This is a genomic window from Christiangramia qingdaonensis, from assembly GCF_048381525.1.
In the GTDB taxonomy this organism is placed as follows: Bacteria; Bacteroidota; Bacteroidia; order Flavobacteriales; family Flavobacteriaceae; genus Christiangramia.
The window spans coordinates 466,495-491,394 of the sequence record NZ_JBLWIM010000012.1 but is presented as its reverse complement, the minus strand read 5'-3'; the positions used below and the strand labels follow the sequence as shown (position 1 = coordinate 491,394).

The following is a 24,900-nucleotide window of genomic DNA, read 5'->3' as shown; positions in this document are numbered from 1 at the left end:
TTTTATACATTTGGAAATCAACTAACAACTATAATTCATGAGTTTTTTTTTAGATTTTAAAGCATTCCTACTTAAGAAGGATATCGTAGCACTGGCTACTGCAGTAATTATTGGAGCTGCTTTTAACAAAGTTATTTCTTCTGTTGTTGCAGATATTTTCATGCCCATCATTGGATTACTCACCGGTGGAGCAGATCTAACCCAGCAATTTATTTCTCTGGATGGTGTAGAATACGAAAGTCTCGAAGCTGCGATTGAAGCTGAAGCTGCAATTCTTACCTACGGTAATTTGATACAGGCAATTATTTACTTTATTATCGTTGGTCTGTTTATATTTATATTCCTGAGAGCTTACGAAAAGACAAAGAAGAAAGAAGAAGCTGCAGCTCCTGCTGGACCATCAAAGGAAGAAGTTTTACTTACTGAGATTCGTGACGAACTAAGAAAGAAGAATATTTAAGACGTACGCTTACCGCTACATTACTCATTCTCAAACTAAACCCCTGGCGAAAACCAGGGGTCTTTTTTTAACAAGAATCTGAAATTGGTTCAATTTTTTATAATTCCTGAAATTTTTGATAGTGAAGCATTCATAATAATTTCCAAGCGATAACTTTGCAATTCACTTTTTAAAGTAAGTAAATTATGAAAGTAGCTGTAGTTGGAGCAACCGGGATGGTAGGAAGCGTAATGCTTAAAGTACTGGAAGAACGTAATTTTCCACTTACCGAACTTATTCCTGTAGCTTCTGAAAGATCTGTAGGTAAGAAATTAGCCTATAATGGTAAAGATTTCGAAGTAGTAAGCCTTGAAACCGCAGTTTCCATGAAACCGGAAGTAGCCATATTCTCAGCTGGTGGAGACACTTCATTAGAATGGGCTCCAAAATTTGCTTCCGCAGGAACAACCGTGATAGATAATTCTTCAGCATGGAGAATGAATCCAAAGCACAAACTTATCATTCCCGAGATCAATGCTAACCTGCTTTCAGAAGAAGATAAGATCATTGCGAATCCTAACTGTTCTACAATACAGTTATTAATGGCCTTAAAACCATTGCATGATGCTTATACTATCAAGCGAGTGGTTGTTTCAACCTACCAGTCCATCACTGGAACTGGCGTGAAAGCTGTGCAACAGCTGGAGAACGAGTATGCAGGCAAAAAAGAAGAAATGGCTTATCCTTATCCAATTCATAAAAATGCGTTGCCACATTGCGACGTATTCCAGGAAAATGGATACACCAAAGAGGAAATGAAGTTAACGAACGAAACCAAGAAAATTCTCGGTGATGATTCAGTAAACGTGACAGCAACCGCGATTAGAATTCCGGTAGTTGGTGGACATTCAGAATCGGTGAATATCGAGTTTCATAAAGATTTTGAGGAAGCAGATGTTCGAAAGATCCTGAGTGATTTTCCAGGAATCACCGTTCAGGATAACCCGGAATTGAATACTTATCCTATGCCCATTTATGCGGAAGGAAAAGATGATGTTTTTGTAGGTAGAATTCGAAGGGATCATTCCCAGCCAAATACATTAAATATGTGGATCGTTGCTGACAACCTCCGTAAAGGTGCAGCGACAAATGCAGTGCAGATCGCAGAATATTTACTAGAGCAGAAACTACTCTAATCCACAATTTTAAAATTTTACTTAAAAGCCTGAAACTCTACAGATTCAGGCTTTTTTATTCTTATTTTAGGTGTCTAAACTAAGAATTTATGAAGAAAATCTATTCAGGCATTATTGGGCTGGGGTTAGTTGCCGGCTCACTAAGTGCCCAAAGTCAAAACCAAAGCAAATTGAACTATCCTGAAACCAAGAAAGTTGATACAGTAACCGATTATTTTGGAACCGAGGTTAAAGATCCATATCGCTGGCTGGAGGATGATCGTAGCGAGGAAACCGAGAACTGGGTAAAAAGACAGAACGAGGTAACTTTCGATTACCTTGAGAATATTCCGTACAGAAATAAACTGAAGGAACGTCTTACCAAATTATGGGATTATGAAAAACTGAGCGCTCCTTTTACTGAAGGTGGAAAGATCTATTTCTTTAAAAACGACGGACTTCAGAATCAAAGTGTTCTTTATCGCCGTGAATCAGAAGAAGCTGAAGCAAAAGTATTTTTAGATCCGAATAAATTCAGTGAAGATGGTACTACCTCACTTGCAGCAATGAGTTTTTCCGAAGATGGAAAAAAGCTAGCCTATGCTATTTCTGAAGGTGGAAGCGACTGGAGAAAAATCATTTTAATGAATGCTGATGATAAGAAGATTCTTGGCGATACGATCAAGGATGTAAAGTTCAGCGGAGTTTCATGGAAAGGCAATGAAGGTTTTTACTACTCTAGCTTTGATAAGCCTGATGGAAGTGAACTTTCAGCGAAGACAGATCAGCATAAATTATATTACCATAAACTGGGAACGCCACAAAGTGACGACCAGATCATCTTTGGAAATTCTGAAGCACAAAAACGCCGTTATGTAGGAGGAAGTGTTACTGAAGATAACCGTTACCTGATCATTTCAGCACGTAATTCAACTTCTGGAGGGGAACTCTATATAATGGACCTTCAGAAGGAATCTCCGGAACTGGTTACAATTTTAGATAATCAGGATACCGATTCTTATGTGATCGAAAATGAAGGTAGCAAATTATTTATCGTGACCAATCTTGACGCGCCAAATAAGAAGATCGTGACCGTTGACGCCAGCGATCCAAGTCCCGAGAACTGGGAAGATTTTATCCCGGAAACCGAGCATGTTCTGAGTCCTTCAACCGGTGGTGGTTATTTCTTTACAGAGTATATGGTAGATGCCATTTCAAAAGTGAAGCAATACGATTATGACGGGAAACTTGTGCGTGAAGTAGAACTTCCAGGCGTAGGTTCTGCCGGAGGTTTTGGAGCAAAGAAAGACAAAGATGTGCTTTACTATAGCTTCACGAATTACGTGACTCCGGGTACTATTTATAAATATGATATTGAAAATGGGACTTCTCAAGTTTACAATAAACCAAACATAGATTTTGATCCGGAACAGTTTACCAGCGAACAGGTATTCTATGAATCAAAGGATGGTACAAAGATCCCAATGATCATTACCTACAAGAAGGGAACTCAGCTTAACGGAAAGAATCCAACGATCCTTTATGGTTATGGAGGATTTGATGTGAGCCTGACTCCAGGTTTTAGCACTGCGATGAGCGTGTGGCTGGAGCAAGGTGGTGTTTATGCTGTTCCTAACCTTCGAGGTGGTGGTGAATATGGAAAAGCATGGCATGATGCAGGTACAAAGCTTAAAAAGCAGAATGTATTCGATGATTTCATTGCTGCTGCAGAATACCTGATCGACAATGATTATACTTCCAGCGATTATCTTGCTGTAAGAGGTGGTTCTAACGGTGGATTGCTGGTAGGTGCAACTATGACTCAGCGACCTGATCTTATGAAAGTAGCATTGCCTGCTGTTGGAGTAATGGACATGTTAAGATATCATACCTTTACTGCGGGTGCAGGTTGGGCGTATGATTATGGTACTTCGGAAGATAACAAAGAAATGTTCCAGTATCTTTATAACTATTCTCCAGTGCATAGCGTTGAAGCAGGTACTGAATATCCTGCGACGCTGGTTACAACTGGAGATCATGACGACCGTGTAGTACCTGCACATTCTTTTAAATTTGCTGCTGAACTACAGGATAAGCAAGAAGGAACTAATCCTACGCTTATTAGAATTGAGACCAATGCCGGTCATGGTGCCGGAAAACCAACCAGTAAGATTATTGAAGAATATGCAGATATCTTCGGTTTCACTTTATATAACATGGGTTTTGAAGCACTTCCAAATGAACTGAAAGAGATTACTAAAGATTAATATTGTTGATCATCTGGATCACAAAAAAAGCGCGGCTCTTTAGCCGTGCTTTTTTATTTTATGTCAGGAAGCTTTAGTTTACCTTTTTTAATTCTCCAGACTCCTCGTCTACCAGAAAACCTTTTTCAGCTTTATGTAGGATCTCTTCATCATCATCTGAGTAAGCTTCCAGCAATTCATACTCACCAAGTGCTTCGTCTAAACGTCTTATTTTCTCTTCATCGTTACAAGCCTTGCCTTCAATAGTATAATTACCATTTTTATAAGTTGTTCTTGTTCCAAGTACCTGAACAGGAAGAATTTGTTCAAGGTATTTCGTATAGACTTCGAATCCTCCGGTGACCACAAACACTTTAATGCCCTGCTCATCGAATTTCTGAATATCTTCCAGCATTTTTTCTCTGAAGAATTCCGGGTATTCCAGGTTCCAGAATTGCTTTGCATACTTGTTCACCGTTTCAGGATCCAGGTTTTTGAGATAATCGTAAAAGTTCTCTTTGAAATCAGTTTTGCTCACAAGCCGCATGTTTCCCAGCATTTTTAACCATCCAAGCTGGGCAAGTCTTATCAACTTATACCCATTTTTATAACATACGAATTTGAAAAATTCATCTTTGGAAGATTTTTGATATAAGGTCTTATTAAGATCGTAAACGACTATTTTTTGCATTCGATGATTCTATTCTAATTTATGTTCTTTAGCTTTAAAATAAGTTACGTAAATAGCCTTTTACGGAAACTTATATTATGATAATTTCAACAAGAATTTAACCTATGCTTCAGCTTAAGAACGTCTCCTTCGCCTACGATACTGAGCCTGTATTGAAGAATATCAATATGAATATTAAACCGGCTGAGAACATTTCGATCATTGGTGAAAGTGGCTGTGGTAAAAGCACCTTGCTAAAACTCATCTACGGACTCTTACATACAGAAGGAAAGATCATTTGGAAGGACAAAGAGCTTCTAGGTCCTAATTTCAACCTGGTTCCCGGGGAAGATTTTATTAAATATCTCGCCCAGGATTTCGATTTGATGTTACCGCTAAGCGCTGCTGATAATGTGGGGAAATATCTGAGTAATTTTTATCCTGTCAAGAAAACACGCCGAATCAAAGAATTGCTGGAGGTTGTAGAAATGACCGATCTTGCTGATAAAAAAGCGAAATTATTAAGTGGCGGGCAGCAGCAAAGAATCGCTTTGGCTCGTGCATTGGCGAAGGAACCAGAAATTCTGTTACTCGATGAACCTTTTAGCCATATAGATCACTTCAGAAAAAATAAGTTGAGAAGAAAGCTTTTTGCTTACCTGAAGGAGCAGAATATTACCTGTATCATTGCCACACACGATAGTACCGATGCGCTGGCTTTTGCCGATAGGACTTTTGTTCTCAAAAACTCAAGGATCTATGCTCAGGGAACTCCCCGGGAGTTATATGAACATCCGCAAAATCATTATGTCGCCCGCCTGTTTGGAGACGTAAATCATATTCCCATAAAGTTGCTGAAAATAGATCATGACAGTAATGACAAAGTAGTGGTCTATCCTCATGAATTAAAGATCACACAATCTGGTACCGAAGCTACAGTAAGGAAATCATATTTTAAAGGAGAGGTATTCCTGGTTGAAGTTTCAGCAGGAAATAGAACTATACTAATAGATCACCATGAAGAATTAATAGCTGGCGAAAAGATTTGTTTTAAAGTGAAGGATGGGGTGTTGGAAGGCCGAATTAAATAATCTTTTTAATAAGCACCTCCTGCTGATTAAAAGTATAGCTGTCATTCTCAGTTTTTCCAAGCATGGCGGTAGCAACTGGAGCTTTGCTACCTATCGCATAGAATTTTGTATCCTCAACAATTAATTCTCCCGCTGGAATAGAAATGAAATAATTTGCATTTTCAGTAAAAATGATACTACCGGCTTTTACGATGTTAGAGTCGGTCTGTACATTAATCCGCTTTATAACAGACTGCATTTGTTCATACTGCTGTAATTGATTGCTGAGTTTATTCCATTCAATGTTGATCATTTCTCGGCCCGTCTCAAACTTGTCTCCGGCACTACTCTTGGATTCATTCTCAAGATCCTGTTTTAATCCCTGCATCGCATTATGCAAAGCGGTTGTTTTTTGCTGAATAAAATCCTCACATTTATCTAGCAATTCTTGTTTAAGCATTTCCATTTAGTCTAAGCTGAGTTTACCAAGATTTTGCATCTGTCTTACGATCCAGTTCTTTCTGTTTGCGATAAAAGAAGACGCCGGACTTGCGCGATATACCCTTGGATTTGGTAAAACAGCAGCAATGGCCGCAGCTTCATACGCACCGAGGTTTACCGCATCCTTACCAAACCAATGTAATGATGCAGCTTGCGCGCCATAGACTCCTTTACCCATTTCAATACTATTCAGATAGACTTCCAGAATTCGTTCTTTGCCCCATATAATTTCGATCAAGAAAGTAAAATATGCTTCCAGACCTTTCCGAAACCAGGTTCTTCCCGGGTACAGGAAAACGTTTTTCGCGGTTTGTTGTGAAATTGTGCTTGCTCCGCGAATCTTTCTTCCATTGCGATTATCTTCCATAGCTTCCTTGATCGCTTTAAAATCGAAGCCACTATGAGAAGGGAAATTCTGGTCTTCGCTTGCGATAACTGCTTTTTGGAGATGGCCTGAAATTTCATTTATTGCTACCCAATCGTGCTGAATATCTTCCTCTGGATTTTCAAAGTAACGTATCACCATTAAAGGCGTGAAAGGAACTGGCACCCATTTGTAGATCACAACGATAGCAATACTAAACAGGAACAGTCCAAGAAGTATCTTAAAGATGAAACTAAAAAATTTTCTAATCATGAATTCAATGTTATTTCGGCCAGGTCTCTACCAACCAGGCTACCAATTGCGACCCCCATTCCGCCAAGGCGAACTCCACAGCTTACATTTCTGGAAAGTGACTTCATTATTGGTGGCCTTGAGGATCCAATCCCCATGATCCCACTCCACCTTCTGTCTATTTCGAACTTGGTCTCAGGCAAGATACAGGTTTTCAATAAGTGCTCAAGTTTGTTCTGGACAAGACTGGTTGTGCCCATTTGTTCAGTCTCTTCAGCTTCGTAATCCAGGTTACGACCACCGCCAATAAGGACACGATTTCCAATATTTCGAAAATAGTAATAGCCTCTGTCCAGATGAAAAGTGCCTTTAAGATTTAAATTCTTGATAGGTTTGGTGATCAACACCTGTGCACGGGCAGGTTTCACATCTTCAAGTCCAAGGCTGGATGCAAACCCATTGGTGGCGATCAATAATTTTTTAGCTGAAATTTGAAACTTATCTGTTTCGATCCGGACGGAATGTTCTTCATCGAAAAATGAATTTACTTTGATACCGCTGAGCACCTGTATATTTTCAGAAGATACTTTCTTCAAAAGTGTCTGCATCATCTTACCGGTGTCAATCTGGCCCTCAAACTGATTAACAATAAGTCTCGGCATGATATTACTAAAGCCAAAGGAATTGGAAGTTTCTCTGAAAACGGACTCTCCAAAGACCGGTTTCAGAATTTTATTAATTCCTGGAATAGCCCCCACACTGCGCTGGTACAATTCTTCATCTGATCTGGTAAAAAGCTCGTATCCTCCATTCTGCTGAAAATCGATCTGTGGGTCACCCAGATTCTTACGAAGTAATGAGAGTCCGTTACGACGTTTTTCTACTAGTTCAACCACTTCGTCTTCAGATAAAGTTTTGAGATCATCAAGGATTTCAGATATACTTCCGAAGCAGGCAAACCCGGCGTTTTTGGTGCTAGCTCCTTCTGGAAGTAGCCCTTTCTCGAGAATGAGAATTTTGGCCGCTGGTCTTGATCTTCTTAGCTGCAAAGCACAGTTTAAACCCGTGATACCACTGCCTATAATACAATAGTCGACATTATTGATCCAGGATTCGTGTTCCCAGAAGGAAAGATTCATGTTCGTTTTCAGTTTCAGGGCAAATTACAAAAAGTAGCGCATAAAAAACCCCGGAAGTTCCGGGGTTAGTTTTTTATTCTTCCAGAGGTTTCATTTTAAAATCCTCCATGAATTTAGTAGTATAATTACCTTCTATATAATCTGGATGATCCATCAACTGGCGGTGGAATGGAATCGTGGTTTTCACACCTTCGATCACAAACTCGTCCAGCGCACGCTTCATTTTATTGATCGCTTCCTCTCTTGTTTGAGCGGTCGTGATCAATTTCGCGATCATAGAATCATAATTTGGAGGGATCACGTAACCACTATAAACGTGGGTATCGATACGAACTCCATGACCTCCCGGTGCGTGAAGATTGGTGATCTTCCCCGGTGATGGTCTAAAGTTATGATACGGGTCTTCTGCATTGATTCTACACTCGATAGAATGCAACTGCGGAGTATAATTTTTACCTGAAATTGGCACTCCAGAAGCTACAAGGATCTGCTCACGAATAAGATCGTAATCGATCACCTGCTCTGTAATTGGGTGCTCAACCTGGATACGCGTATTCATTTCCATAAAATAGAAATTTCTATGCTTATCTACCAGGAATTCAACAGTACCCGCACCTTCATATTTGATATATTCAGCAGCTTTTACCGCAGCATCACCCATTTTCTTACGTAGCGTATCTGTCATGAATGGTGACGGAGTTTCTTCAGTAAGTTTCTGATGACGTCGTTGAACGGAACAATCTCTTTCAGAAAGATGACAGGCTTTACCGCTACTGTCTCCTACGATCTGGATCTCAATATGGCGTGGCTCCTCAATAAGCTTTTCCATATACATTCCATCATTACCAAATGATGCTGCTGCTTCTTTACGGGCAGATTCCCACGCTGGTTCCAGCTCTTCCTCTTTCCAGATAGCTCGCATCCCTTTACCTCCACCTCCGGCAGTTGCCTTCAGCATCACAGGATAGCCAATTTCCTTAGCTAATTTTTTACATTCTTTAAAATCCTCGATAATACCTTCAGATCCAGGAACACAAGGAACACCAGCCGCTCTCATTGTAGCTTTTGCTGTTGCTTTATCTCCCATTTTGCTGATCATCTCCGGTGAAGCTCCAATGAATTTGATATCATGTTCTTCACAGATCTTTGAAAATTTAGCATTTTCAGAAAGAAAACCGTAGCCCGGGTGGATCGCATCAGCATTGGTGATCTCTGCCGCAGCGATGATATTAGAAATCTTTAGATAGGAAAGGTTACTTGGTGCTGGTCCAATACAAACCGCTTCATCTGCAAATCTAACGTGTAGACTTTCAGCATCTGCAGTAGAGTAAACTGCTACCGTTTTTATTCCCATTTCCTTACAGGTACGAATCACACGAAGTGCGATTTCTCCCCTGTTTGCAATCAATATTTTTTTAAACATACCTAGTTGCTTTTAAAGTTCTGAAGCCCATAAATGGGCTTTCAGGTGTTAAAATGGGCAGTAATTTATGACGGATCTACCAGGTAAAGTGGCTGATCGAATTCTACAGGAGATGAATCATCTACCAGTACTTTTACGATCTTTCCAGATACTTCACTTTCGATCTCGTTGAAAAGTTTCATTGCTTCAATGATACAAAGCACATCACCTTCTTTAACAGAGTCTCCAACCTCTACAAAAGTTGGCTTGTCTGGAGATGGCTTTCTGTAGAATGTCCCGATTATAGGAGATTTTACAGTGATATATTTAGAATCATCATCTGCAGTTTTCTTGTCTTCAGCGGCTGGAGCAGCTTCCTGAGGAGCAGCCTGTTGAGCCGGAGCCTGCTGTTGAGCTGGCATTTGCTGAAGTTGTTGTCCTCCCATAGGAACCTGTTGTACTATGGTAGTTTCCTTATCGTCTGAACCTGTTTTAATTGTGATCTTTACATCACCTGTTTCAAGTTTAACCTCACTTGCGCCAGATTTAGCCACAAATTTAATCAGATTCTGAATTTCCTTTAAATCCATAATATTGGTGTTGGTTTTTATGAGTTATAAGCCCATTTAAGGTAAGTAGCTCCCCAAGTGAAGCCACCTCCGAAAGAGGCAAATATTAAATTATCTCCTTTTTTAAATTGTTTTTCGTAATCACTGAGTAACAAAGGTAATGTAGCAGCAGTTGTATTTCCATACCTCTCTATATTCATTAATACCTTGCTCTCATCTGTAAGGTTCATTCTCTTGGCAGTCGCATCTACTATACGCTTGTTGGCCTGATGTGCCACCAGCCAATCTACATCTTTATTTGTAAGATTGTTTTTCTCCATAATCTGCGCACTTACTTCTGCCATGTTTGAAACCGCAAACTTAAATACAGTCTTTCCATCCTGCTGGACGTAATGAAGTTTTTTAGCAACAGTTTCTTCAGAAGGTGGTAATAGAGATCCGCCCGCAGCGATCTTGAGGGAATTACGTCCTATAGAATCACATCTAAGTAATTCATCCTGTAATCCAAGACCTTCAAAATTAGGTTCCATTAGCACAGCTCCGGCTCCATCACCAAAGATAATACAGGTTGTTCTATCTGTATAATCAAGTATAGAGGACATCTTATCTGCACCAATGACCAGAACTTTCTTATATCTTCCAGATTCTATATAGGCCGCTCCCGTAGACATTCCATAAAGGAAACTAGAGCATGCCGCCTGCAGATCGTAGCCAAAAGCATTAACGGCACCAATCTCAGAAGCCACATGAACGGCTGTTGCCGCTACTGGCATATCTGGAGATACTGTCCCTAAAATGATTAAGTCTATTTCTGCCGGGTCAAGATTTGTCTTATTGATCAAATCTTTAGCTGCCTCTACGGCTAGGTAAGAAGTTCCCTTAGAGGGATCTTTGAGTATTCGTCTTTCTTTAATTCCTGTCCTGCTGAGGATCCACTCATCTGTGGTATCCACCAATTCTTCCAACATTTTGTTGGTCAAAATATCTTCAGGTACATAAGCACCTACAGCCGTAATCGCTGCTGTGATTTTGCTCATAAATTTGGATTTAATTCACCCTTCATCGGCAGGAAATATAATATCTTCATTCTTAGAAAATTACTAAATATTAATCAAACCGGCGTGCAAATTAAGGTCTTTTTGGGACTTAATCAACTAAAAACAAAAAACTCCCACAACGTGAGAGTTTCCTGTAATTCTTAAAGCTCTAAGACTTTACTAAGCCTCTACTTCTTCTGTGTTATCGATTAAGATCTGACCACGGTAGTAAAGTTTACCTTCGTGCCAGTGAGCTCTGTGATACAAGTGTGCTTCACCCGTTACAGCGTCTACAGCAACTTTTGGAGCTGAAGCTTTATAATGTGTTCTTCTCTTATCTCTTCTGGTTTTCGAGATTTTTCTCTTTGGATGTGCCATGGCTTCCTATTAATTATTCGTTTAATAAATTTTTTAATTTGTCCCAGCGAGGATCTATATCATCCTCATTTCTCTTTTTCTGACTTTTCAAACTGTGTTCTTCCAACTTATCAAGTACATCAGATTCTAATGTGCCGTCTTCAACACCCGGATGAATTCTTTTTGCAGGTACACCAAGTACCACCAGCTCATAAATATATTGCTGAATATTTACCTCATATTCTCCATGGGGAATAATAAGTAGATCTTCATCTTCATTGTTGAATTCATCGCCAAACTTGATCACCAGAAAAAGTGTGTTCTCTATTGGTTGATCGTAAGGCTCGTTGGTAAGATCACAATTAACATTCACTGTTCCCCCTGCGTTGAAAGTAAGCTCCATCATGGTGCTTTTCTTCTCAAACAGCAGGTCGATCTTTACATCTGCACTGTTGAATTCCTCGTACTCAAAATGTTCAAAGAACCTGTTATCTAACTCATACTCAAACTGGTGCTTCCCAAGCTTTAATCCCTTGAATGGGATCGTAAACTCCGCTAAATTCCTCATCTCTCCTCAGTTTTGAGTGCCTCACGTTTCCGTTAAGGCGGGTGCAAAGATATAAAAATTAATGAATTATGCTCTTTTTATAAACAAATTTTTGTTTATATCTTCCTGCCTTGTTTCTTTAACGGATTTTCTGTGAGCACCTTATATTCTTCACGAGCTTTATAGATCTCGATCCCTTTGAATACAGCCTCTTTAAAAGAATTAATATTTGCCTCGTTCTTCCCTGCGATATCAAAACCAGTTCCATGATCTGGGGAAGTTCTAACCTTTTTCAATCCTGCGGTAAAGTTCACACCTCTTCCAAAGGATAACGTTTTAAAAGGGATCAAACCCTGGTCATGATAAGAAGCCACCACGGCATCAAAATTCTTATAATTTTTTGAGCCGAAGAAACTATCTGCGGAATAAGGACCAAATACCAACTGTCCCTTATCTCTCAGTTTATGAATCGTAGGCTTCAAAGTTTCCTCGTCTTCTTTCCCGATGACACCATTATCACCGCTATGAGGATTAATTCCCAGCACAGCGATCTTAGGCTTCTGAACCCTGAAATCCTGTTTTAAGGTCTTACTGATGGTATTGATCTTTGATTCTATGAGTTCCGGAGTTATGACGGAAGCAATATCTTTCAACGCAACATGATCTGTAAGTAAACCAACCTTCAGATTATCTGTGATCATGAACATTAAGCTTTCACCTCCAAGTTCCCTGGCTAAATAATCTGTATGTCCCGGAAACTTAAAATCTTCAGACTGGATAGTCGACTTATTAATAGGCGCAGTGACCAGCACATCGATCTTATCATTTTTTAATGCTGAAGTGGCGGCAGCAAGAGATTTAAATGCAAAACTACCAATCTCATTATCTTCTTCACCAAACTTGATATTCACATTCTCCTTCCAGACATTCATCACATTGATCTTTCCATCAATTGCCTTAGAAGGATCGTCGATCCCCTGAAAGTTCAATGAGAGCTTGTAATGTTTTTTAAGAAAATTGATGATCTTAGAAGATGCGAATATGATAGGAGTACAGAATTCCAGCATTCTAGCATCATCGAAAGTCTTCAGTACGATCTCACTCCCAATTCCATTCAGATCTCCAATGCTAATCCCTAGTTTGATCATTTCCTCCTGTTTCATAAACTTTCCCGATATAATATTTTAATTTTACACACAAATGTAACCATTATTATAGAATAGCATGTTCACAGGGATCGTAGAAGAAATAGGAAAAATTGTAGCTGTAGAGAAGTCGGAAGGCAATGTGAATCTTACGATTTCTGCGGAAATGACTCCGGAATTAAAGATAGACCAGAGTGTTTCTCATAATGGTGTTTGTCTTACAGTGGTTTCTATAGAAGGAAATATGTATACTGTTACCGCGGTTCAGGAGACCTTGACCAAGACAAGTATAGGAAAGCTGAAGACTGGAGATGCTGTCAACCTGGAACGCGGCATGAAACTAGGTGCTCGACTTGATGGGCATATAGTACAGGGACATGTTGACCAGACGGCCATCTGTAAAGAAGTAAAAGAAACGGAAGGTAGCTGGCTTTACACCTTTGAGTACGACCCATCGGTTGGAAATCTTACGATCGAAAAAGGATCTATTACTGTCAACGGAGTAAGTCTTACCGTTGTGAAAAGCAAGGCGACAGAATTTTCTGTAGCGATCATTCCTTATACTTATGAGCATACGAATTTTAAAGATCTGCAAAAAGGAGATACCGTAAATCTTGAGTTTGATGTAATCGGGAAATATGTAAAGCGAATCACCGAGCTTTCCTAAGCAAGATCAAATTTTCTAAGCTGGTAACATCCAACGACCAGACCTGCACCCATCAAAATATAAACATAATCGTCTATAGGAAGGCAAAGTCCAACTGGTGGAGGAACACCATTTCCATTTCCATTACCGCCGGGACCGTTCCCGTTCCCATTACCAGGATCACACGGAGGACCTTTACGTCCATTACCATTGTCCTGAGCCATAGGTTCTGGAGGTGACATCTGAGTATAGGCCGATGTGGCTATTCCAAAGAATAAACCTAAGCTAAGCAGCAAAATTCTCAAACGGCTCATAATTAAAAGTATAACACCCAAAGCTTCAGGCTGCTAACCTGAAAACACATACTATTAAATGAACGATATGTCATTTGTTAGCGAGTGAATTTCTGAAATATTTACGTAAATACGTAAAGATCAGTTTAGAATTAAAAAATCATTCGCGCATCACTCTGAATAACAGAGATACAAAAACTCCCTGTCCCTTCAAAAATAGGCAATAAAAGCCTTTATAGCAATAGGCTCCGTCTATATTTTAATTTCGGGGTAGAACTTCTACTTAAGCAACACCGGGAATTCCTGTAAGTGAGTTCTGCCTTATGAACTATCCTGCGAAGGGATTTTGTCTTCTATTCCGCCATTCTTTTAGCAGATCTAAAACTTGAAACATTGATACTTTATCAATTTCAGGTTAGATAGAAATAAATGTTTAGTTTTAAGCATCAAATGTATAGCCCCGACATTCGTAAATTATGAAGAATATACCTATTCCTGAGAACGACAAGAGTAGAAATCTCGAAGTTGAGAAATACAAGCCGCAACAACGAATCGATGATGAAGATCTTGATTTCTTAAGTGCTATGGCTGCTGAGATTTGTGGTACTCCAAGTGCCTTGATCACTTTAATTGGCCAGAATACGCAATATATAAAGTCGGCTTATGGTATGGACCTCGAAACAAGGGAATTCCCGAGGGAGTTTACTTTTTGCGCTCATACTATTAGTTCTCCGGAAGGATTTATGGTGGTAGAAAATGCACGGGAAGATGAAAGATTCAGAAATAATCCTTTTGTAACCGGAGAAAATCCAATTCTTTCTTATGCGGGTGTACCACTTTCGAATTCGTCAGGTTATTCAATAGGTTCTTTATGTACCATAGATTTTGAGCCTAAAAGCTTTTCCGAAGAACAAATAGAAAAGCTTAAAAAGGTTGCAAACCAGGTAATGAAGTCGATCGAGCTTTCCCGAAAGACCAATGAGTTGAAACAACTTAATGAAAACCTGCTCAGGGAGCAAACAAAAAATAATTATATCATTGAAGGTACTGAGACTGCCACTTTTGACTGGGATATCGTCAATGACAAAATGAGTTTTAATGATGTCTGGTTCCAGATTTCCGGTTACTCTCGAAGCGAGTTCCCAAACCAGATGGTTGATTCCTGGAGAACCATCGTTCATCCTGATGATCTGCAGCCACTTCAGCAACAAGTACAGCTACATTTCGATGGTAAAAAGAAAAAGTTCAGCAGTGAATTTAGAATAAAGCATAAGAACGGTAAGTATCTTTGGATATCCAGCCAGGGAAAGATCTTCGAAAGAGATGCAAGTGGAAGACCAACCAGAATGTATGGCTTACACCGCGATATTAGTGATAAGAAGAAAGTTGATGTTGAGATACAGTTTAGAGAAAAGCTTCTTGAATCTTTATATAATTTATCTCCATTAGGGATCGCCTTAAATGATTACGAGACTGGTGCTTTTATAGAAGTGAATAAGAGATTGGTAGAACCTACGGGTTATAGTCAGGAGGAATTTTTAAATCTCACCTATTTTCAGTTAACTCCGGAAGAATATCTGGATATGGAGAAAGAGCAGCTCAAAGAACTGGATGCAACAGGAAGCTACGGGCCATACGAAAAAGAATACATTAGAAAAGATGGATCTAAATACCCGGTTTTATTAAGAGGGGTGTTAGCTAAAGATCCCAATGGTAAGAAAATCATCTGGAGTTTTGTCGAAGATATTTCAGAAAAAAAGAGAAATGAAGAGTTACAGGAATTGAACTTTCAGAAGATCGAAAAGCTTCTTTCCATTACCGAGAAGCAAAATGACCGATTAAAAAATTTCGCACATATCGTTTCTCATAATTTACGCTCTCACTCCAGTGGAATCTCATTATTACTTGATTTCTTAAGTGAATCCAATCCGGAGATTAAAGTTGAAGAACCTTTCAAACATCTAAAAACAGCCTCAGGAAACCTGGAATCTACCATTCATGATCTTAATGATATCGTGAAAGTAAATGTATCAGGACAGGAAGATTTTCAAATCATTCAATTAAAAACTGCAGTAAATAAAATCGTTGAAAGCGTAGAACCGCTTACAAAGACTGGAAATATTGAAATATATGTGGAAGTTGGAGAAACGATAAACGTATATGGATTGAGAGCTTATATTGAAAGCATCCTGTTGAACCTGGTCACTAATGGGATCAAATATTCTTCACCAGATAGAGATAGTATGATCAAGATCACGGCTAAAGAAGATGTTCTGAATAAACTGGTATTAATCGAGATCGAGGATAATGGTATTGGTATAGACCTGGATACTCATCGCAAGGATCTTTTTAAAATGTATAAGATCTTTCACAAACACGAGGACGCGAGAGGCGTAGGTTTATTCCTGGTCAAGAATCAAGTTGAAAATATGAACGGATCTATTGATATTGAAAGTACAGTAGATGTTGGAACAAAATTTATAATTAAACTACCTAATGAACAAAATTAATCTAGCCTGTCTTATAGAAGATGATCCTGTGCATATCTACCTTTCCAAAAGATATTTGGAATCTTCAGGATATATAGAAAATATCCAGATCTATAATGATGGAAAAGAAGCTTACGATGGGCTCAAAGAGAATTGGGAAAGCAAGAAAACACTTCCCGAGATCATCCTTTTGGATCTCACCATGCCGGTATGGGATGGTTGGAAATTTTTAGATGAATTTTCTAAATTGCCTATTGAAAAACAAATTACGATCTATATATTGACCAGTAGTATCAACGAAGCCGACAGGCAAAAGGCTTCAGCTTATAATGTGGTGAAAAATTATCTGGTGAAACCAATTACGATGCAAACATTGGTGGAGCTTATTGAAAGAATGGAAGACTGATGGCGAATACCAAATTTGACAGGATTTTTGTGATTGATGATGACACGATCATCCATACAATTCAAAAACTTTTTCTGCAGGATTTCTTTCCTGAAAATTTTCTGGAGAGATACGATGATTCTACCCGAGCATTGGATATTCTTATAAGTATGGATGAAGATGTAAAGGAAGTTCTCGTTTTTCTAGATCTCAATATGCCCATTCTCTCCGGACTGCAATTACTGGATAAACTACAGCAAGCTGGAATTCATTATAATATCACAGTTTATGTACTCACCTTTTCTAATAATCCTGCCGAAATAGAGAACGTAAGCTCACATCCATATGTTCGTAAAGTAATAAGAAAACCACTTACGAGGGAGAAACTGGCAGAGTTGGATATTATAAATCCTTAGTTATAAACTTTGAAGAGGTAATTTCTGAATGAGAAAATCGCCTTACTTATACAAATCTGAATTGAAGTATGTGATTTTTGTAAAACACTTGACTACTCAAAATTCAGCGCACAAAACTCTATTTAGGATGTTCCGATATAACATAGTCGCCCCAATCGGCAATGGCTTCAATTAACGGAATCAAAGTTTTTCCCCTTGCACTTAGCGAATATTCCACCTTTAAAGGTGGTTTCTGATGATACACTGCTCTATCTACAATACCGTCATCCTCGAGCTTTCGTAATTGAAGACTCAGTGTTCTCTCCGTAACCGTAGGCATCATTTTCCTGAGTTCATTATAACGCAAAGTGCCATTCTTCAAGTGAAATAATATCACAGCTTTCCATTTTCCTCCAATGATTCCCATAGTTAGGCTTGCGCAGCATGGATAGGATTCCCCATTATATATATGATTTGAGTCTGAAGTATTAGCTTTCATAGTTACTATCAATTTTGACCGTTATTGCAAATATAGGATCCTATACTTAATTTTGCTACTATAATTTTTATAGTAATTAAAAAATAAGAATATGAAAGCAATGGTTCTAAATGAATATGGAGAAAACTCAACATTTGAATTATCTGAAGTTGTAAAGCCTGAAGTAAAAGTTGGAGAGGTTTTAGTAAAGATCGTTGCTTCCAGTGTCAATACAGTAGATACGATGATCAAGAATATGGGAAAGGATCTGCCATTATCACCAGACGCTCCAGCAATACTGGGAATGGATTTCGCAGGAATCATCGAAAAAATTGGGGATGGCGTGGAAGGATTTTCTGTTGGTGATGAAGTCTATGGTTGTGCAGGCGGACTGGCAGACCTTCAGGGAACTCTTGCTGAATACATTGCTGCAGACCATAATCTAATAGCACATAAACCGAAGAATCTAAGCATGAAAGAAGCAGCGGCTATTCCCTTGGTTGGAATAACTGCTTATGAAGGATTGACCCGTGCCCAGGTTCAAAAGGGACAAAAGGTTCTTGTTCACGGAGGTTCAGGTGGGGTTGGTCATCTCGCTATACAATTAGCTAAATATTTTGGAGCTGAGGTATTTTCTACCGGTGGTGGTACTAAACAACTTGAAGTCATCGAAAACTTTGGGGCGAAAGGAATTAATTATAAAGAAGAATCTGTAGAAGATTATGTTGAAAAGCATACAGCTGGACATGGCTTTGATGTTGTTTTCGATTCCGTAGGAGGTGAAAACCTGAGTAAATCTTTTGAAGCCGCTGCATTGAATGGACAAATTGCAACTACGGTTTCCATGCTAGAAATGGATCTTAATCCTATGCATTTTAAAGGTCTGTCACTTCACGTTGTCTTTATGCTTATTCCAATGCTACACAACCATAAGCGCGAAGAACATGGAAAAATTCTAAAAAAGCTGACCAGAATCGCTGAAGAGGGTAAATTAATACCATTGCTTGATGAATCTAATTTTACCATAAAGCAAGTAGGACAGGCATACACGAGGTTGGAAAGCGGCAAGGCGATGGGTAAAGTTGTTGTGGAAAATGCCTAATGATGATCCAAAAACTTAACAAATAGAGCATTCTTCAGAATAAAATGATATAAATTGATAAACATATATTCTTCTGAAGGGTTTCTATCTAAAAATAATCTCTAGCCTATATTAATCAGGGTTCTCAAAATTCAGTTTAGATTATTAAAACGAACGTGATGAAAACAATACTTATAACCGGAAGCACCGATGGAATTGGAAAACTGACTGCTTTCAGTCTCGCAACCTATGGGCACCGGGTTATCATTCATGGGAGAAATAAGGCAAAATTAGAGAATGTTATTTTTGAGATTCGAAATAAAACAGGAAATCAAAAAATTCAAGGTTTTACAGCCGACCTTTCTAATATTGAAAACATAAGGTCTCTTGCCGAAGAAATTTATAATTCTGAAGATTCAATTGACGTTCTTATCAATAACGCCGGGGTCTATATGACAAACGAATCCAAAAATGCTCAAGGACTGGACATGAGGTTTATGGTAAACTATCTAGCTCCATACCTGCTTACTAATCACCTTCTTAATCTTTATCAGGGAAAGATTGAAAGAATCATCAATTTGAGTTCGGCAGCGCAATCTCCAGTTTCTTTAAAAGCATTGCAAGGCGAAGAAAATCTTCCGGAAAGTGAAGCTTATGCCCAAAGCAAGCTGGCACTTACGATGTGGAGTTTTCAACTTGCGGAAAAGGTTATTGAAACAACGGTAATCGCAGTAAATCCAGGTTCCCTGCTAAATACGAATATGGTGAAGAAGGCTTTTGGGAAGCATTGGTCACCGGCAGATAAAGGCTCACAAATATTAGTTAACCTGGCAAATTCAGATAAATATAAGAGTGGTACCAGCAAATACTTCGATAATGACAAGGAGGCTTTTGGTGCTGCCCACGCAGATGCCTACAATAAACCTAGGATTGAAGATCTATTAAAAGTAACTGAGCGGCTAGTCAAGTCTTGATCTTTTGTGTTTTCTTTCAGCAGCTAACTTCAGTATTGAACTAACACTTCCCACCAAATGAAATCGATCACAATAAAATTATATAAAATGACAAAAATTTTTATACTCATAGCTACTATCTTATTTGGGTTTTCGAGCTATGCCTATCAAACGACGCAAGAAAAGAATAGAGCTGAATCTGAAGGATTTACAAATAAAATCACACTAAGTTCAGAAATTAAATGGGAAAAGATGAACCCTGCGCGAGGTGACCAGAGCCCTTTAGCAGGAACCATCTGGGGAGACAGGAAAGCTGATGTCGCTACAGGCTATATTGGGAAATTCAAGGATGGTTTTTCTTCTCCACCACATATTCACAATGTAACGTATCGAGCTATTGTAATGAACGGACTCATTCATAACGATGATCTGGAGGCTGAAAGAATGTGGATGCCTACAGGTTCATTCTGGACGCAGCCTGCTGGCGCCTCACATATTACTGCTGCTAAAGGAAAAGCAACCATGGCTTATATTGAAATAGATCATGGCCCGTACCTTGTTAAGCCCGTGGAAGAATCTTTTCAGAATAATGAACGACCACTTAACCTCGATATTTCTAATGTCGTTTGGCTTGATCATACTGCAACACACTGGATCTCTGAAAATAGTCTTGCCCAGCTAAGTTTCCTATGGAAAAACTCACAAAACGTTCAGGGCATCTTAATCCATTTACCTGAAAACTATCATGGAGAAATTCTAAGTGATGGAGAAGTTTTTACAGGAATCGTGATTTCAGGAAATATTGGATATCAAATGCCGGGAGAGAATGCATTGACACAACTGGACAGAGGAAGTTCTTTTAGTTCTACAACTAGAAGTTCTCATAAGATAAATACTACTGCTGAAGTACTGCTCTACATTAGAACCAATGCGAAATTTGAGATTCGATAGTTCAAAGTTCTTAAGTATATCTAGATCTAGTGATTATTAAATCTGAAGTTAAACGCCTAATGGATTCAGCGTTTAACTAATTAGTTCATTTTGTATTTCTCCCTGTACGCGTAAGGGCTAATGCCTTCTTTCTTCTTAAATAATCTTGAGAAGTAAGGTGGGTACTCAAATCCCAGTTCATATGCAACTTCAGAAATTGACTTTTCTGGATTCAGCAGAATATTCTTTGCTTCATCAATAAGATATAATTGCATATGCTCTGTGGAAGTTTTTCCTGTCTCTTTCTTTAAGGTATCGCTCAAATAGCGTTTTGAAACCGAAAGTTTATCTGCGATATGCTGAATACTTGGAATCCCGTTCTCCTTTAGTTGTCCAGATTCAAAATAATTAGATAACTGCTCGTTAAATTGTTCTAACAAGTTGTGTGAAAGTTCTTTGTAATTTAAAAATTGTCTTTCATAAAATCGATTCGCATACTTAAGAAGAACGCACAATTGTGAAATAATGATCTCCTTACTGAATTCATCCTGATTCAGTGTTTCAAGGTTGGCACTCCATGACAGCACCAATTTTCATGATAGGTTCGCCCGGGGAGAGATAAGGAATACCTAGCCCCATTCCTCTAATGATGAATAGTATGGCGATAATGGCTATAAACACAGGAATTAGCTTGCGAATATATATTCGGTTTTTTACAGAAATTACGTTGCTTAACCAGATCGCACTGGTCATCAACGGGATGGTTCCAAGTCCAAAAATGACCATATATAAACTACCGTATATTGCGCTACCACCGGCAACTGCTCCAAAAACTGCCATATACACGAGTCCGCAGGGTAAAAAACCATTCAAAAAACCAACGCTAAAGTAGGTGTCTGGATTCTTCTTTCTCAATTCCTTCCCAAGGTAATTTTTCAGGTCTTTCACTACTTTGAAATTAGCATTTTCAGGATTGAATCTACCTAGTTTTTTCTTCGGAATAAGTACAAGAAACAGCATGGTGATCCCGATGATGATAGATAATTGCTGTTGGAGCCCAAAAAGAGACAGGCTTCTCCCGGCAAATCCGAACGCCAGCCCTATAATTCCGTAGGAAAAAAGACGGCCGGAGTGATATAGAAAGATCTGCAGGAATTTCCTGAATTTATTTTCCCGGTCTAGTGGAAGCAAAAATGCAATAGGCCCACACATACCAATACAATGGAAGCTTCCAAGTAATCCAAATATGAGCGCAGAAAACAGCATTTAGTAGACTATTTCAGTTTTATACATGAATTCCTTTTCATCATTCTTCCAGGTGACCTTTACATTCCATCTGCCATTCACAAGTTGATTTGCTGGGATCTTAAATTCAGAACTTTTAATTTCAGAAAAGGGAATACTAAAATCAAGTTTCTTGTTGGAAGGCCTATACAGGCTTACCGTACCCATCGTGTTTTCCAGGTCAATCCCTTCAGGGAAAATTATTATCAAACTTTCACCCCTTCTTTCAAGGCTGATCTGTTCATTGAGCGCAAAGGCATTTTCCTGCGCATCTATATCCTGTTGGTAATGCAGCTCTGCCTTATAATAGTCCTCTACCACAAGATCATGATCATAGTCTGAACTGCTCATCATGGTGACGACAAAGTACATGATGAAGCTAATGAATGCGAGCATTCCAATTACAATTCCGGTTCCCCAATTTATCTTCATAATTTCTAGTGGTTAGTGGTAACTCCTTGGTCCCAAAAACGTGGTACCGGTAGTTTCTATTAGTTGTTCTCCATTATAAACCTCGATAACGATCTTATCTTTTTCGTTTTCCAGTGCTGCCTGGTTAATTTCCACAAACAAGGTTCCTTCGGCCATACCGTTCGGAGGAATTCTCATAGATTTCCCTTTAACGGTATGTATAGTTCCGGGATGCGACTTGATTTCAAACTTTACATTATCGTAATCCACAGAAGTTTTATTTATAAGTTTAAAGGTGTACACATTGCTAATGATATTTCCATCCTTATGTTCATAAAGCTGGCCGGGTAACCTAAGAATATTGGCTTCCACATCACTTCTTAAAAACAACATGCCACTTAATACCGTAACGAGAATAAATAAAACTGCAGCATAGCCTTTGATACGCGGAGTAAACCTGAATTTCTTTTGCTTCTCTATATTCTCTTCACTTGCATATCTAATCAATCCCTGCGGAAGATCCACCGCATCCATCATATGATTACAGGCATCTATACAAGCTGTGCAGTTCACACATTCCAACTGGGTTCCATTTCGAATATCTATTCCTGTAGGGCAAACCTGCACACATTGAAAACAATCGATACAGTCACCTTTCCCGCTGGCTTCACGATCTTCGTTTTTTCTGAATTTCGCTCTACCCGCTTCCTTTTCGCCACGTTTATGATCGTAAGCAACCACAATAGATTTATTGTCCAGCAGTACACCCTGAAGCCTTCCATAAGGACAGGCTATAATACACACCTGTTCTCTGAACCAGGCGAATACAAAATAGAAGACTCCCGTAAAAAGCAGCAAGGAGATCAAGGTGCTAAGATGTGCCTGCGGACCTTCCTCAATGTAAAGAAGCAGTCTATCACTCCCTATAAGGTAAGCCAGAAATACATTGGCGATTAGAAAGGAGATCAAAAAGAAGACAAACCATTTGGTTGTCTTTTTCCTGATCTTTTCAGCGTTCCATTGCTGCTTGTCCAGTCGTATCTGTTTGCCCCTATCTCCTTCAATCCAATATTCGATTCTTCGGAAAACCATTTCCATAAAGATCGTTTGGGGGCATATCCAGCCACAAAATATTCTTCCGAAGGCTACCGTAAATAAAACAACGAAAACCACTCCTATTAACATCATCAAAACGAAAAGATAGAAATCCTGCGGCCAAAAGATTGTTCCGAAGATATTGAAGCGGCGTTCCAGTACATTGAACATGAGAAATTGATTCCCATTGATCTTTAAAAAAGGAGCTGTAAAAAGTATCGCCAGTAAAAAATAACTTACCCACTGCCGATATTTATATAATCTACCATCAGGTTTTTTGGGATACACCCAGGAACGTTTACCTTCTGGAGTAACCGTGCCTATACTATCCCTAAACCTTTCGTGCTCCTCTTTTTCCAAAATATGTAGATTTTACTCTTCCTCGTAACTCATTTCTATTTCAATAGAAGCTGAATCTATTGCCTCTACCTTAACCTCATCCACTCTCGCATCTGGATCTACCCATAGTTCACCTTCAGGTTCTTTTGGGTCTAAAGGAGTTGTGGAATGCAAACTCAACACATAACTGGCAACCTGGGCAATTTCTTCAGGTTTTAGATCGGTTTTCCAGGATACCATCCCCTTTCCAGCACGTCCTCCTTCAGAAATTGTATTAAAAACATTCTTGATACCACCACCCAGAATCCAGTAAGAGTCGGTTAGGTTAGGACCAATTCCACCTCCACCATCAATTTTGTGACAGGCAGCACAGTTTCCTGAGAAAATTGCTTTCCCGGCATTGATATCTTCAGTACCTGTAAGCAACTCCACAGTATTAGCATCAATAAGGCCTTTGGCGTTTTCTTTATAGGCTTCCACCGCTGCCTTAGCTTCTGCAACCTCAGCCAGGTATTCGTCTTTTTGAGTAGCGCCATCGAAAACATGGTATCTTGCCAGGTAAATTCCGGCGAAAATTATACTGGCGTAAAATCCATAAAGCCACCAGGGTGGAAGGTTATTATCCAGCTCTTTGATGCCGTCATAATTATGATCAAGAATGATCTCATCTTCATTTTCAATTGGCTTTTTGTCCAGTAACTTGTCGTAAGTTTCTTTGAACCAGGCAAAACGATTCTTTTCCCTTACCGCTACGGCTGCATCATAAGCTGCACGATCATCGGGCTTTAAAGACATATATAAGGTCTTGTCCAGGGCTGCAACCGAAACTTCGATGGCAATCGCTAGAAGCAGGATCACTCCAAGAACAAGCCAGAAAATTGGATATACTTCCAAAACAGATTTATCACCGGTTTCAATGGTAAGCTCTGCCAGTATGATCGCCAGGGCGATAAGTCCGCTAATTCTTAATACTGAAAATGTATTTTTCATGATTTGTTATCTTTTACGATGATGGGCATCATTAGTTCATCTTCCTGGTCTAATGGAATGTCGCTTACTTTCCTGATATAATCCTTTTTAGCAGTGAACACCCACCAGAAGAGCGCAGTGAAAAAGATGAAGAATATAAGCAGTGAGATAATGGGATAGATCGCTACCCCTTCTATACTTTCCAATGGACCTTTTACGAATTTCAACATGGTCTCAGG

The 24,900-nt window shown here is 39.1% G+C and carries 29 protein-coding genes; 11 read left to right on the top strand and 18 right to left on the bottom strand.

Annotation, left to right across the window (positions count from 1 at the left end):
- The first annotated feature begins 37 nt into the window (after positions 1 to 37).
- From mscL to ACNI3T_RS07115, 3 genes are all read left to right on the top strand, one after another.
- Entirely contained in the window at positions 38 to 460 is a 423-nt protein-coding gene (mscL, locus tag ACNI3T_RS07125; protein ID WP_418227229.1) for a large conductance mechanosensitive channel protein MscL, read from the top strand.
- A gap of 185 nt (positions 461 to 645) precedes the next feature.
- Positions 646 to 1,635 (top strand): aspartate-semialdehyde dehydrogenase, encoded by a 990-nt coding sequence (locus ACNI3T_RS07120; RefSeq protein WP_418227228.1) that lies wholly within the window; start codon positions 646 to 648, stop codon positions 1,633 to 1,635.
- 89 nt (positions 1,636 to 1,724) lie between these two features.
- Positions 1,725 to 3,881: a prolyl oligopeptidase family serine peptidase gene (locus tag ACNI3T_RS07115; protein ID WP_418227227.1), complete on the top strand. Its 2,157-nt coding sequence runs from the start codon at positions 1,725 to 1,727 to the stop codon at positions 3,879 to 3,881.
- Between the two features lie 73 nt (positions 3,882 to 3,954).
- Here ACNI3T_RS07115 and ACNI3T_RS07110 read toward each other — a convergent pair whose 3' ends face one another.
- On the bottom strand, positions 3,955 to 4,551 hold the full coding sequence (locus ACNI3T_RS07110; RefSeq protein ID WP_418227226.1) for an HAD family hydrolase: 597 nt from the start codon (positions 4,549 to 4,551) through the stop codon (positions 3,955 to 3,957).
- Positions 4,552 to 4,655: 104 nt separating this feature from the next.
- On the opposite strand from ACNI3T_RS07110, the gene ACNI3T_RS07105 reads away from it, so the two are divergent.
- On the top strand, positions 4,656 to 5,621 hold the full coding sequence (locus ACNI3T_RS07105) for an ABC transporter ATP-binding protein (protein ID WP_418227225.1): 966 nt from the start codon (positions 4,656 to 4,658) through the stop codon (positions 5,619 to 5,621).
- Here the strand turns inward: ACNI3T_RS07105 and ACNI3T_RS07100 are convergent.
- The 9 genes from ACNI3T_RS07100 to pdxA all read right to left on the bottom strand — a co-directional run bounded on the left by ACNI3T_RS07100 (position 5,614) and on the right by pdxA (position 12,931).
- Positions 5,614 to 6,060 (bottom strand): transcription elongation factor, encoded by a 447-nt coding sequence (locus ACNI3T_RS07100; protein ID WP_418227224.1) that lies wholly within the window; start codon positions 6,058 to 6,060, stop codon positions 5,614 to 5,616. The two genes, ACNI3T_RS07105 and ACNI3T_RS07100, sit on opposite strands and share 8 nt — an antisense overlap.
- A 6-nt stretch (positions 6,061 to 6,066) precedes the next feature.
- On the bottom strand, positions 6,067 to 6,738 hold the full coding sequence (mtgA, locus tag ACNI3T_RS07095; RefSeq protein WP_322301524.1) for a monofunctional biosynthetic peptidoglycan transglycosylase: 672 nt from the start codon (positions 6,736 to 6,738) through the stop codon (positions 6,067 to 6,069).
- Positions 6,735 to 7,856, bottom strand: a complete 1,122-nt coding sequence (locus ACNI3T_RS07090; RefSeq protein ID WP_418227223.1) for an NAD(P)/FAD-dependent oxidoreductase — start codon at positions 7,854 to 7,856, stop codon at positions 6,735 to 6,737. Before ACNI3T_RS07090 ends, mtgA begins: the two co-directional genes overlap by 4 nt.
- 73 nt (positions 7,857 to 7,929) lie before the next feature.
- Entirely contained in the window at positions 7,930 to 9,279 is a 1,350-nt protein-coding gene (accC, locus tag ACNI3T_RS07085) for an acetyl-CoA carboxylase biotin carboxylase subunit (RefSeq protein ID WP_418227222.1), read from the bottom strand.
- A gap of 65 nt (positions 9,280 to 9,344) precedes the next feature.
- Complete coding sequence (gene accB, locus ACNI3T_RS07080) at positions 9,345 to 9,848, bottom strand: acetyl-CoA carboxylase biotin carboxyl carrier protein (RefSeq protein WP_322301527.1); 504 nt, start codon at positions 9,846 to 9,848, stop codon at positions 9,345 to 9,347.
- 17 nt (positions 9,849 to 9,865) lie between these two features.
- Positions 9,866 to 10,864: a beta-ketoacyl-ACP synthase III gene (locus ACNI3T_RS07075; RefSeq protein WP_418227221.1), complete on the bottom strand. Its 999-nt coding sequence runs from the start codon at positions 10,862 to 10,864 to the stop codon at positions 9,866 to 9,868.
- A gap of 180 nt (positions 10,865 to 11,044) precedes the next feature.
- Positions 11,045 to 11,242 carry a 50S ribosomal protein L32 gene (gene rpmF, locus ACNI3T_RS07070; RefSeq protein ID WP_298529348.1) on the bottom strand — a complete coding sequence of 66 codons (198 nt, stop codon included), beginning with the start codon at positions 11,240 to 11,242 and terminating at the stop codon, positions 11,045 to 11,047.
- Between the two features lie 13 nt (positions 11,243 to 11,255).
- The gene (locus tag ACNI3T_RS07065) at positions 11,256 to 11,789 is read right to left on the bottom strand and encodes a YceD family protein (protein ID WP_141876328.1); all 534 of its coding nucleotides are present in this window, start codon (positions 11,787 to 11,789) and stop codon (positions 11,256 to 11,258) included.
- A 95-nt stretch (positions 11,790 to 11,884) separates the two neighbouring features.
- On the bottom strand, positions 11,885 to 12,931 hold the full coding sequence (pdxA, locus tag ACNI3T_RS07060) for a 4-hydroxythreonine-4-phosphate dehydrogenase PdxA (RefSeq protein ID WP_418227220.1): 1,047 nt from the start codon (positions 12,929 to 12,931) through the stop codon (positions 11,885 to 11,887).
- Positions 12,932 to 12,992: 61 nt separating this feature from the next.
- On the opposite strand from pdxA, the gene ACNI3T_RS07055 reads away from it, so the two are divergent.
- A complete protein-coding gene (locus ACNI3T_RS07055; RefSeq protein ID WP_418227219.1) occupies positions 12,993 to 13,580 on the top strand; it encodes a riboflavin synthase in 588 nt (195 codons plus the stop codon).
- Here the strand turns inward: ACNI3T_RS07055 and ACNI3T_RS07050 are convergent.
- Positions 13,577 to 13,873: a hypothetical protein gene (locus tag ACNI3T_RS07050; RefSeq protein WP_322301531.1), complete on the bottom strand. Its 297-nt coding sequence runs from the start codon at positions 13,871 to 13,873 to the stop codon at positions 13,577 to 13,579. The two genes, ACNI3T_RS07055 and ACNI3T_RS07050, sit on opposite strands and share 4 nt — an antisense overlap.
- A gap of 455 nt (positions 13,874 to 14,328) precedes the next feature.
- Here ACNI3T_RS07050 and ACNI3T_RS07045 point away from each other — a divergent pair, with 455 nt between their 5' ends.
- From ACNI3T_RS07045 to ACNI3T_RS07035, 3 genes are read left to right on the top strand one after another with little or no spacing between them, the layout of a single operon-like run.
- Entirely contained in the window at positions 14,329 to 16,362 is a 2,034-nt protein-coding gene (locus tag ACNI3T_RS07045; protein WP_418227218.1) for a PAS domain-containing protein, read from the top strand.
- The gene (locus tag ACNI3T_RS07040) at positions 16,349 to 16,747 is read left to right on the top strand and encodes a response regulator (protein WP_418227217.1); all 399 of its coding nucleotides are present in this window, start codon (positions 16,349 to 16,351) and stop codon (positions 16,745 to 16,747) included. Before ACNI3T_RS07045 ends, ACNI3T_RS07040 begins: the two co-directional genes overlap by 14 nt.
- Positions 16,747 to 17,142 (top strand): response regulator, encoded by a 396-nt coding sequence (locus ACNI3T_RS07035; RefSeq protein WP_418227216.1) that lies wholly within the window; start codon positions 16,747 to 16,749, stop codon positions 17,140 to 17,142. Before ACNI3T_RS07040 ends, ACNI3T_RS07035 begins: the two co-directional genes overlap by 1 nt.
- A 118-nt stretch (positions 17,143 to 17,260) precedes the next feature.
- Here ACNI3T_RS07035 and ACNI3T_RS07030 read toward each other — a convergent pair whose 3' ends face one another.
- Entirely contained in the window at positions 17,261 to 17,620 is a 360-nt protein-coding gene (locus tag ACNI3T_RS07030) for a winged helix-turn-helix transcriptional regulator (protein WP_418227215.1), read from the bottom strand.
- 91 nt (positions 17,621 to 17,711) lie between these two features.
- Between ACNI3T_RS07030 and ACNI3T_RS07025 the strand changes: the two genes are divergently transcribed.
- The 3 genes from ACNI3T_RS07025 (at position 17,712) to ACNI3T_RS07015 (ending at position 20,584) form a co-directional block, all read left to right on the top strand.
- Positions 17,712 to 18,701: a zinc-dependent alcohol dehydrogenase family protein gene (locus ACNI3T_RS07025; protein ID WP_418227214.1), complete on the top strand. Its 990-nt coding sequence runs from the start codon at positions 17,712 to 17,714 to the stop codon at positions 18,699 to 18,701.
- A gap of 158 nt (positions 18,702 to 18,859) precedes the next feature.
- Complete coding sequence (locus ACNI3T_RS07020) at positions 18,860 to 19,654, top strand: SDR family NAD(P)-dependent oxidoreductase (RefSeq protein ID WP_418227213.1); 795 nt, start codon at positions 18,860 to 18,862, stop codon at positions 19,652 to 19,654.
- Between the two features lie 87 nt (positions 19,655 to 19,741).
- Entirely contained in the window at positions 19,742 to 20,584 is an 843-nt protein-coding gene (locus tag ACNI3T_RS07015) for a DUF4437 domain-containing protein (protein ID WP_418227212.1), read from the top strand.
- A gap of 80 nt (positions 20,585 to 20,664) precedes the next feature.
- Here ACNI3T_RS07015 and ACNI3T_RS07010 read toward each other — a convergent pair whose 3' ends face one another.
- The 6 genes from ACNI3T_RS07010 to ACNI3T_RS06985 are packed head-to-tail and all read right to left on the bottom strand — an operon-like array spanning position 20,665 to position 24,891.
- On the bottom strand, positions 20,665 to 21,150 hold the full coding sequence (locus tag ACNI3T_RS07010; protein ID WP_418227211.1) for a helix-turn-helix domain-containing protein: 486 nt from the start codon (positions 21,148 to 21,150) through the stop codon (positions 20,665 to 20,667).
- Complete coding sequence (locus tag ACNI3T_RS07005) at positions 21,125 to 21,829, bottom strand: sulfite exporter TauE/SafE family protein (RefSeq protein ID WP_418227210.1); 705 nt, start codon at positions 21,827 to 21,829, stop codon at positions 21,125 to 21,127. The genes ACNI3T_RS07010 and ACNI3T_RS07005 overlap by 26 nt, the downstream gene beginning before the upstream one ends.
- On the bottom strand, positions 21,830 to 22,279 hold the full coding sequence (locus ACNI3T_RS07000) for a FixH family protein (RefSeq protein ID WP_418227209.1): 450 nt from the start codon (positions 22,277 to 22,279) through the stop codon (positions 21,830 to 21,832). It lies immediately after the preceding gene.
- Positions 22,280 to 22,291: 12 nt separating this feature from the next.
- Positions 22,292 to 23,713 (bottom strand): cytochrome c oxidase accessory protein CcoG, encoded by a 1,422-nt coding sequence (ccoG, locus tag ACNI3T_RS06995; protein WP_418227208.1) that lies wholly within the window; start codon positions 23,711 to 23,713, stop codon positions 22,292 to 22,294.
- A 12-nt stretch (positions 23,714 to 23,725) separates the two neighbouring features.
- Positions 23,726 to 24,682: a cbb3-type cytochrome c oxidase N-terminal domain-containing protein gene (locus ACNI3T_RS06990; protein ID WP_026913727.1), complete on the bottom strand. Its 957-nt coding sequence runs from the start codon at positions 24,680 to 24,682 to the stop codon at positions 23,726 to 23,728.
- Positions 24,679 to 24,891 (bottom strand): cytochrome c oxidase subunit IV, encoded by a 213-nt coding sequence (locus ACNI3T_RS06985; protein WP_026913726.1) that lies wholly within the window; start codon positions 24,889 to 24,891, stop codon positions 24,679 to 24,681. The genes ACNI3T_RS06990 and ACNI3T_RS06985 overlap by 4 nt, the downstream gene beginning before the upstream one ends.
- Between the last annotated feature and the right edge of the window lie 9 nt (positions 24,892 to 24,900).

Excerpts from the sequence above, each read along its gene's own strand:
- ACNI3T_RS07065 (WP_141876328.1), bottom strand. The coding sequence starts at position 11,789 with ATGAGGAATTTAGCGGAGTTTACGATCCCATTCAAGGGATTAAAGCTT.
- ACNI3T_RS07015 (WP_418227212.1), top strand. The coding sequence starts at position 19,742 with ATGACAAAAATTTTTATACTCATAGCTACTATCTTATTTGGGTTTTCG.
- mscL (WP_418227229.1), top strand. The coding sequence starts at position 38 with ATGAGTTTTTTTTTAGATTTTAAAGCATTCCTACTTAAGAAGGATATC.
- ACNI3T_RS07120 (WP_418227228.1), top strand. The coding sequence starts at position 646 with ATGAAAGTAGCTGTAGTTGGAGCAACCGGGATGGTAGGAAGCGTAATG.
- ACNI3T_RS07075 (WP_418227221.1), bottom strand. The coding sequence starts at position 10,864 with ATGAGCAAAATCACAGCAGCGATTACGGCTGTAGGTGCTTATGTACCT.
- pdxA (WP_418227220.1), bottom strand. The coding sequence starts at position 12,931 with ATGAAACAGGAGGAAATGATCAAACTAGGGATTAGCATTGGAGATCTG.
- ACNI3T_RS07090 (WP_418227223.1), bottom strand. The coding sequence starts at position 7,856 with ATGAATCTTTCCTTCTGGGAACACGAATCCTGGATCAATAATGTCGAC.
- ACNI3T_RS07115 (WP_418227227.1), top strand. The coding sequence starts at position 1,725 with ATGAAGAAAATCTATTCAGGCATTATTGGGCTGGGGTTAGTTGCCGGC.
- ACNI3T_RS07055 (WP_418227219.1), top strand. The coding sequence starts at position 12,993 with ATGTTCACAGGGATCGTAGAAGAAATAGGAAAAATTGTAGCTGTAGAG.
- ACNI3T_RS07035 (WP_418227216.1), top strand. The coding sequence starts at position 16,747 with ATGGCGAATACCAAATTTGACAGGATTTTTGTGATTGATGATGACACG.
- ACNI3T_RS07045 (WP_418227218.1), top strand. The coding sequence starts at position 14,329 with ATGAAGAATATACCTATTCCTGAGAACGACAAGAGTAGAAATCTCGAA.
- accC (WP_418227222.1), bottom strand. The coding sequence starts at position 9,279 with ATGTTTAAAAAAATATTGATTGCAAACAGGGGAGAAATCGCACTTCGT.
- ACNI3T_RS07110 (WP_418227226.1), bottom strand. The coding sequence starts at position 4,551 with ATGCAAAAAATAGTCGTTTACGATCTTAATAAGACCTTATATCAAAAA.
- ACNI3T_RS06985 (WP_026913726.1), bottom strand. The coding sequence starts at position 24,891 with ATGTTGAAATTCGTAAAAGGTCCATTGGAAAGTATAGAAGGGGTAGCG.
- ACNI3T_RS07025 (WP_418227214.1), top strand. The coding sequence starts at position 17,712 with ATGAAAGCAATGGTTCTAAATGAATATGGAGAAAACTCAACATTTGAA.
- ACNI3T_RS07020 (WP_418227213.1), top strand. The coding sequence starts at position 18,860 with ATGAAAACAATACTTATAACCGGAAGCACCGATGGAATTGGAAAACTG.
- ACNI3T_RS07000 (WP_418227209.1), bottom strand. The coding sequence starts at position 22,279 with ATGAAGATAAATTGGGGAACCGGAATTGTAATTGGAATGCTCGCATTC.
- accB (WP_322301527.1), bottom strand. The coding sequence starts at position 9,848 with ATGGATTTAAAGGAAATTCAGAATCTGATTAAATTTGTGGCTAAATCT.
- ACNI3T_RS07050 (WP_322301531.1), bottom strand. The coding sequence starts at position 13,873 with ATGAGCCGTTTGAGAATTTTGCTGCTTAGCTTAGGTTTATTCTTTGGA.
- ACNI3T_RS06990 (WP_026913727.1), bottom strand. The coding sequence starts at position 24,682 with ATGAAAAATACATTTTCAGTATTAAGAATTAGCGGACTTATCGCCCTG.
- ACNI3T_RS07105 (WP_418227225.1), top strand. The coding sequence starts at position 4,656 with ATGCTTCAGCTTAAGAACGTCTCCTTCGCCTACGATACTGAGCCTGTA.
- ACNI3T_RS07030 (WP_418227215.1), bottom strand. The coding sequence starts at position 17,620 with ATGAAAGCTAATACTTCAGACTCAAATCATATATATAATGGGGAATCC.
- ACNI3T_RS07005 (WP_418227210.1), bottom strand. The coding sequence starts at position 21,829 with ATGCTGTTTTCTGCGCTCATATTTGGATTACTTGGAAGCTTCCATTGT.
- ACNI3T_RS07040 (WP_418227217.1), top strand. The coding sequence starts at position 16,349 with ATGAACAAAATTAATCTAGCCTGTCTTATAGAAGATGATCCTGTGCAT.
- ACNI3T_RS07100 (WP_418227224.1), bottom strand. The coding sequence starts at position 6,060 with ATGCTTAAACAAGAATTGCTAGATAAATGTGAGGATTTTATTCAGCAA.
- mtgA (WP_322301524.1), bottom strand. The coding sequence starts at position 6,738 with ATGATTAGAAAATTTTTTAGTTTCATCTTTAAGATACTTCTTGGACTG.
- rpmF (WP_298529348.1), bottom strand. The coding sequence starts at position 11,242 with ATGGCACATCCAAAGAGAAAAATCTCGAAAACCAGAAGAGATAAGAGA.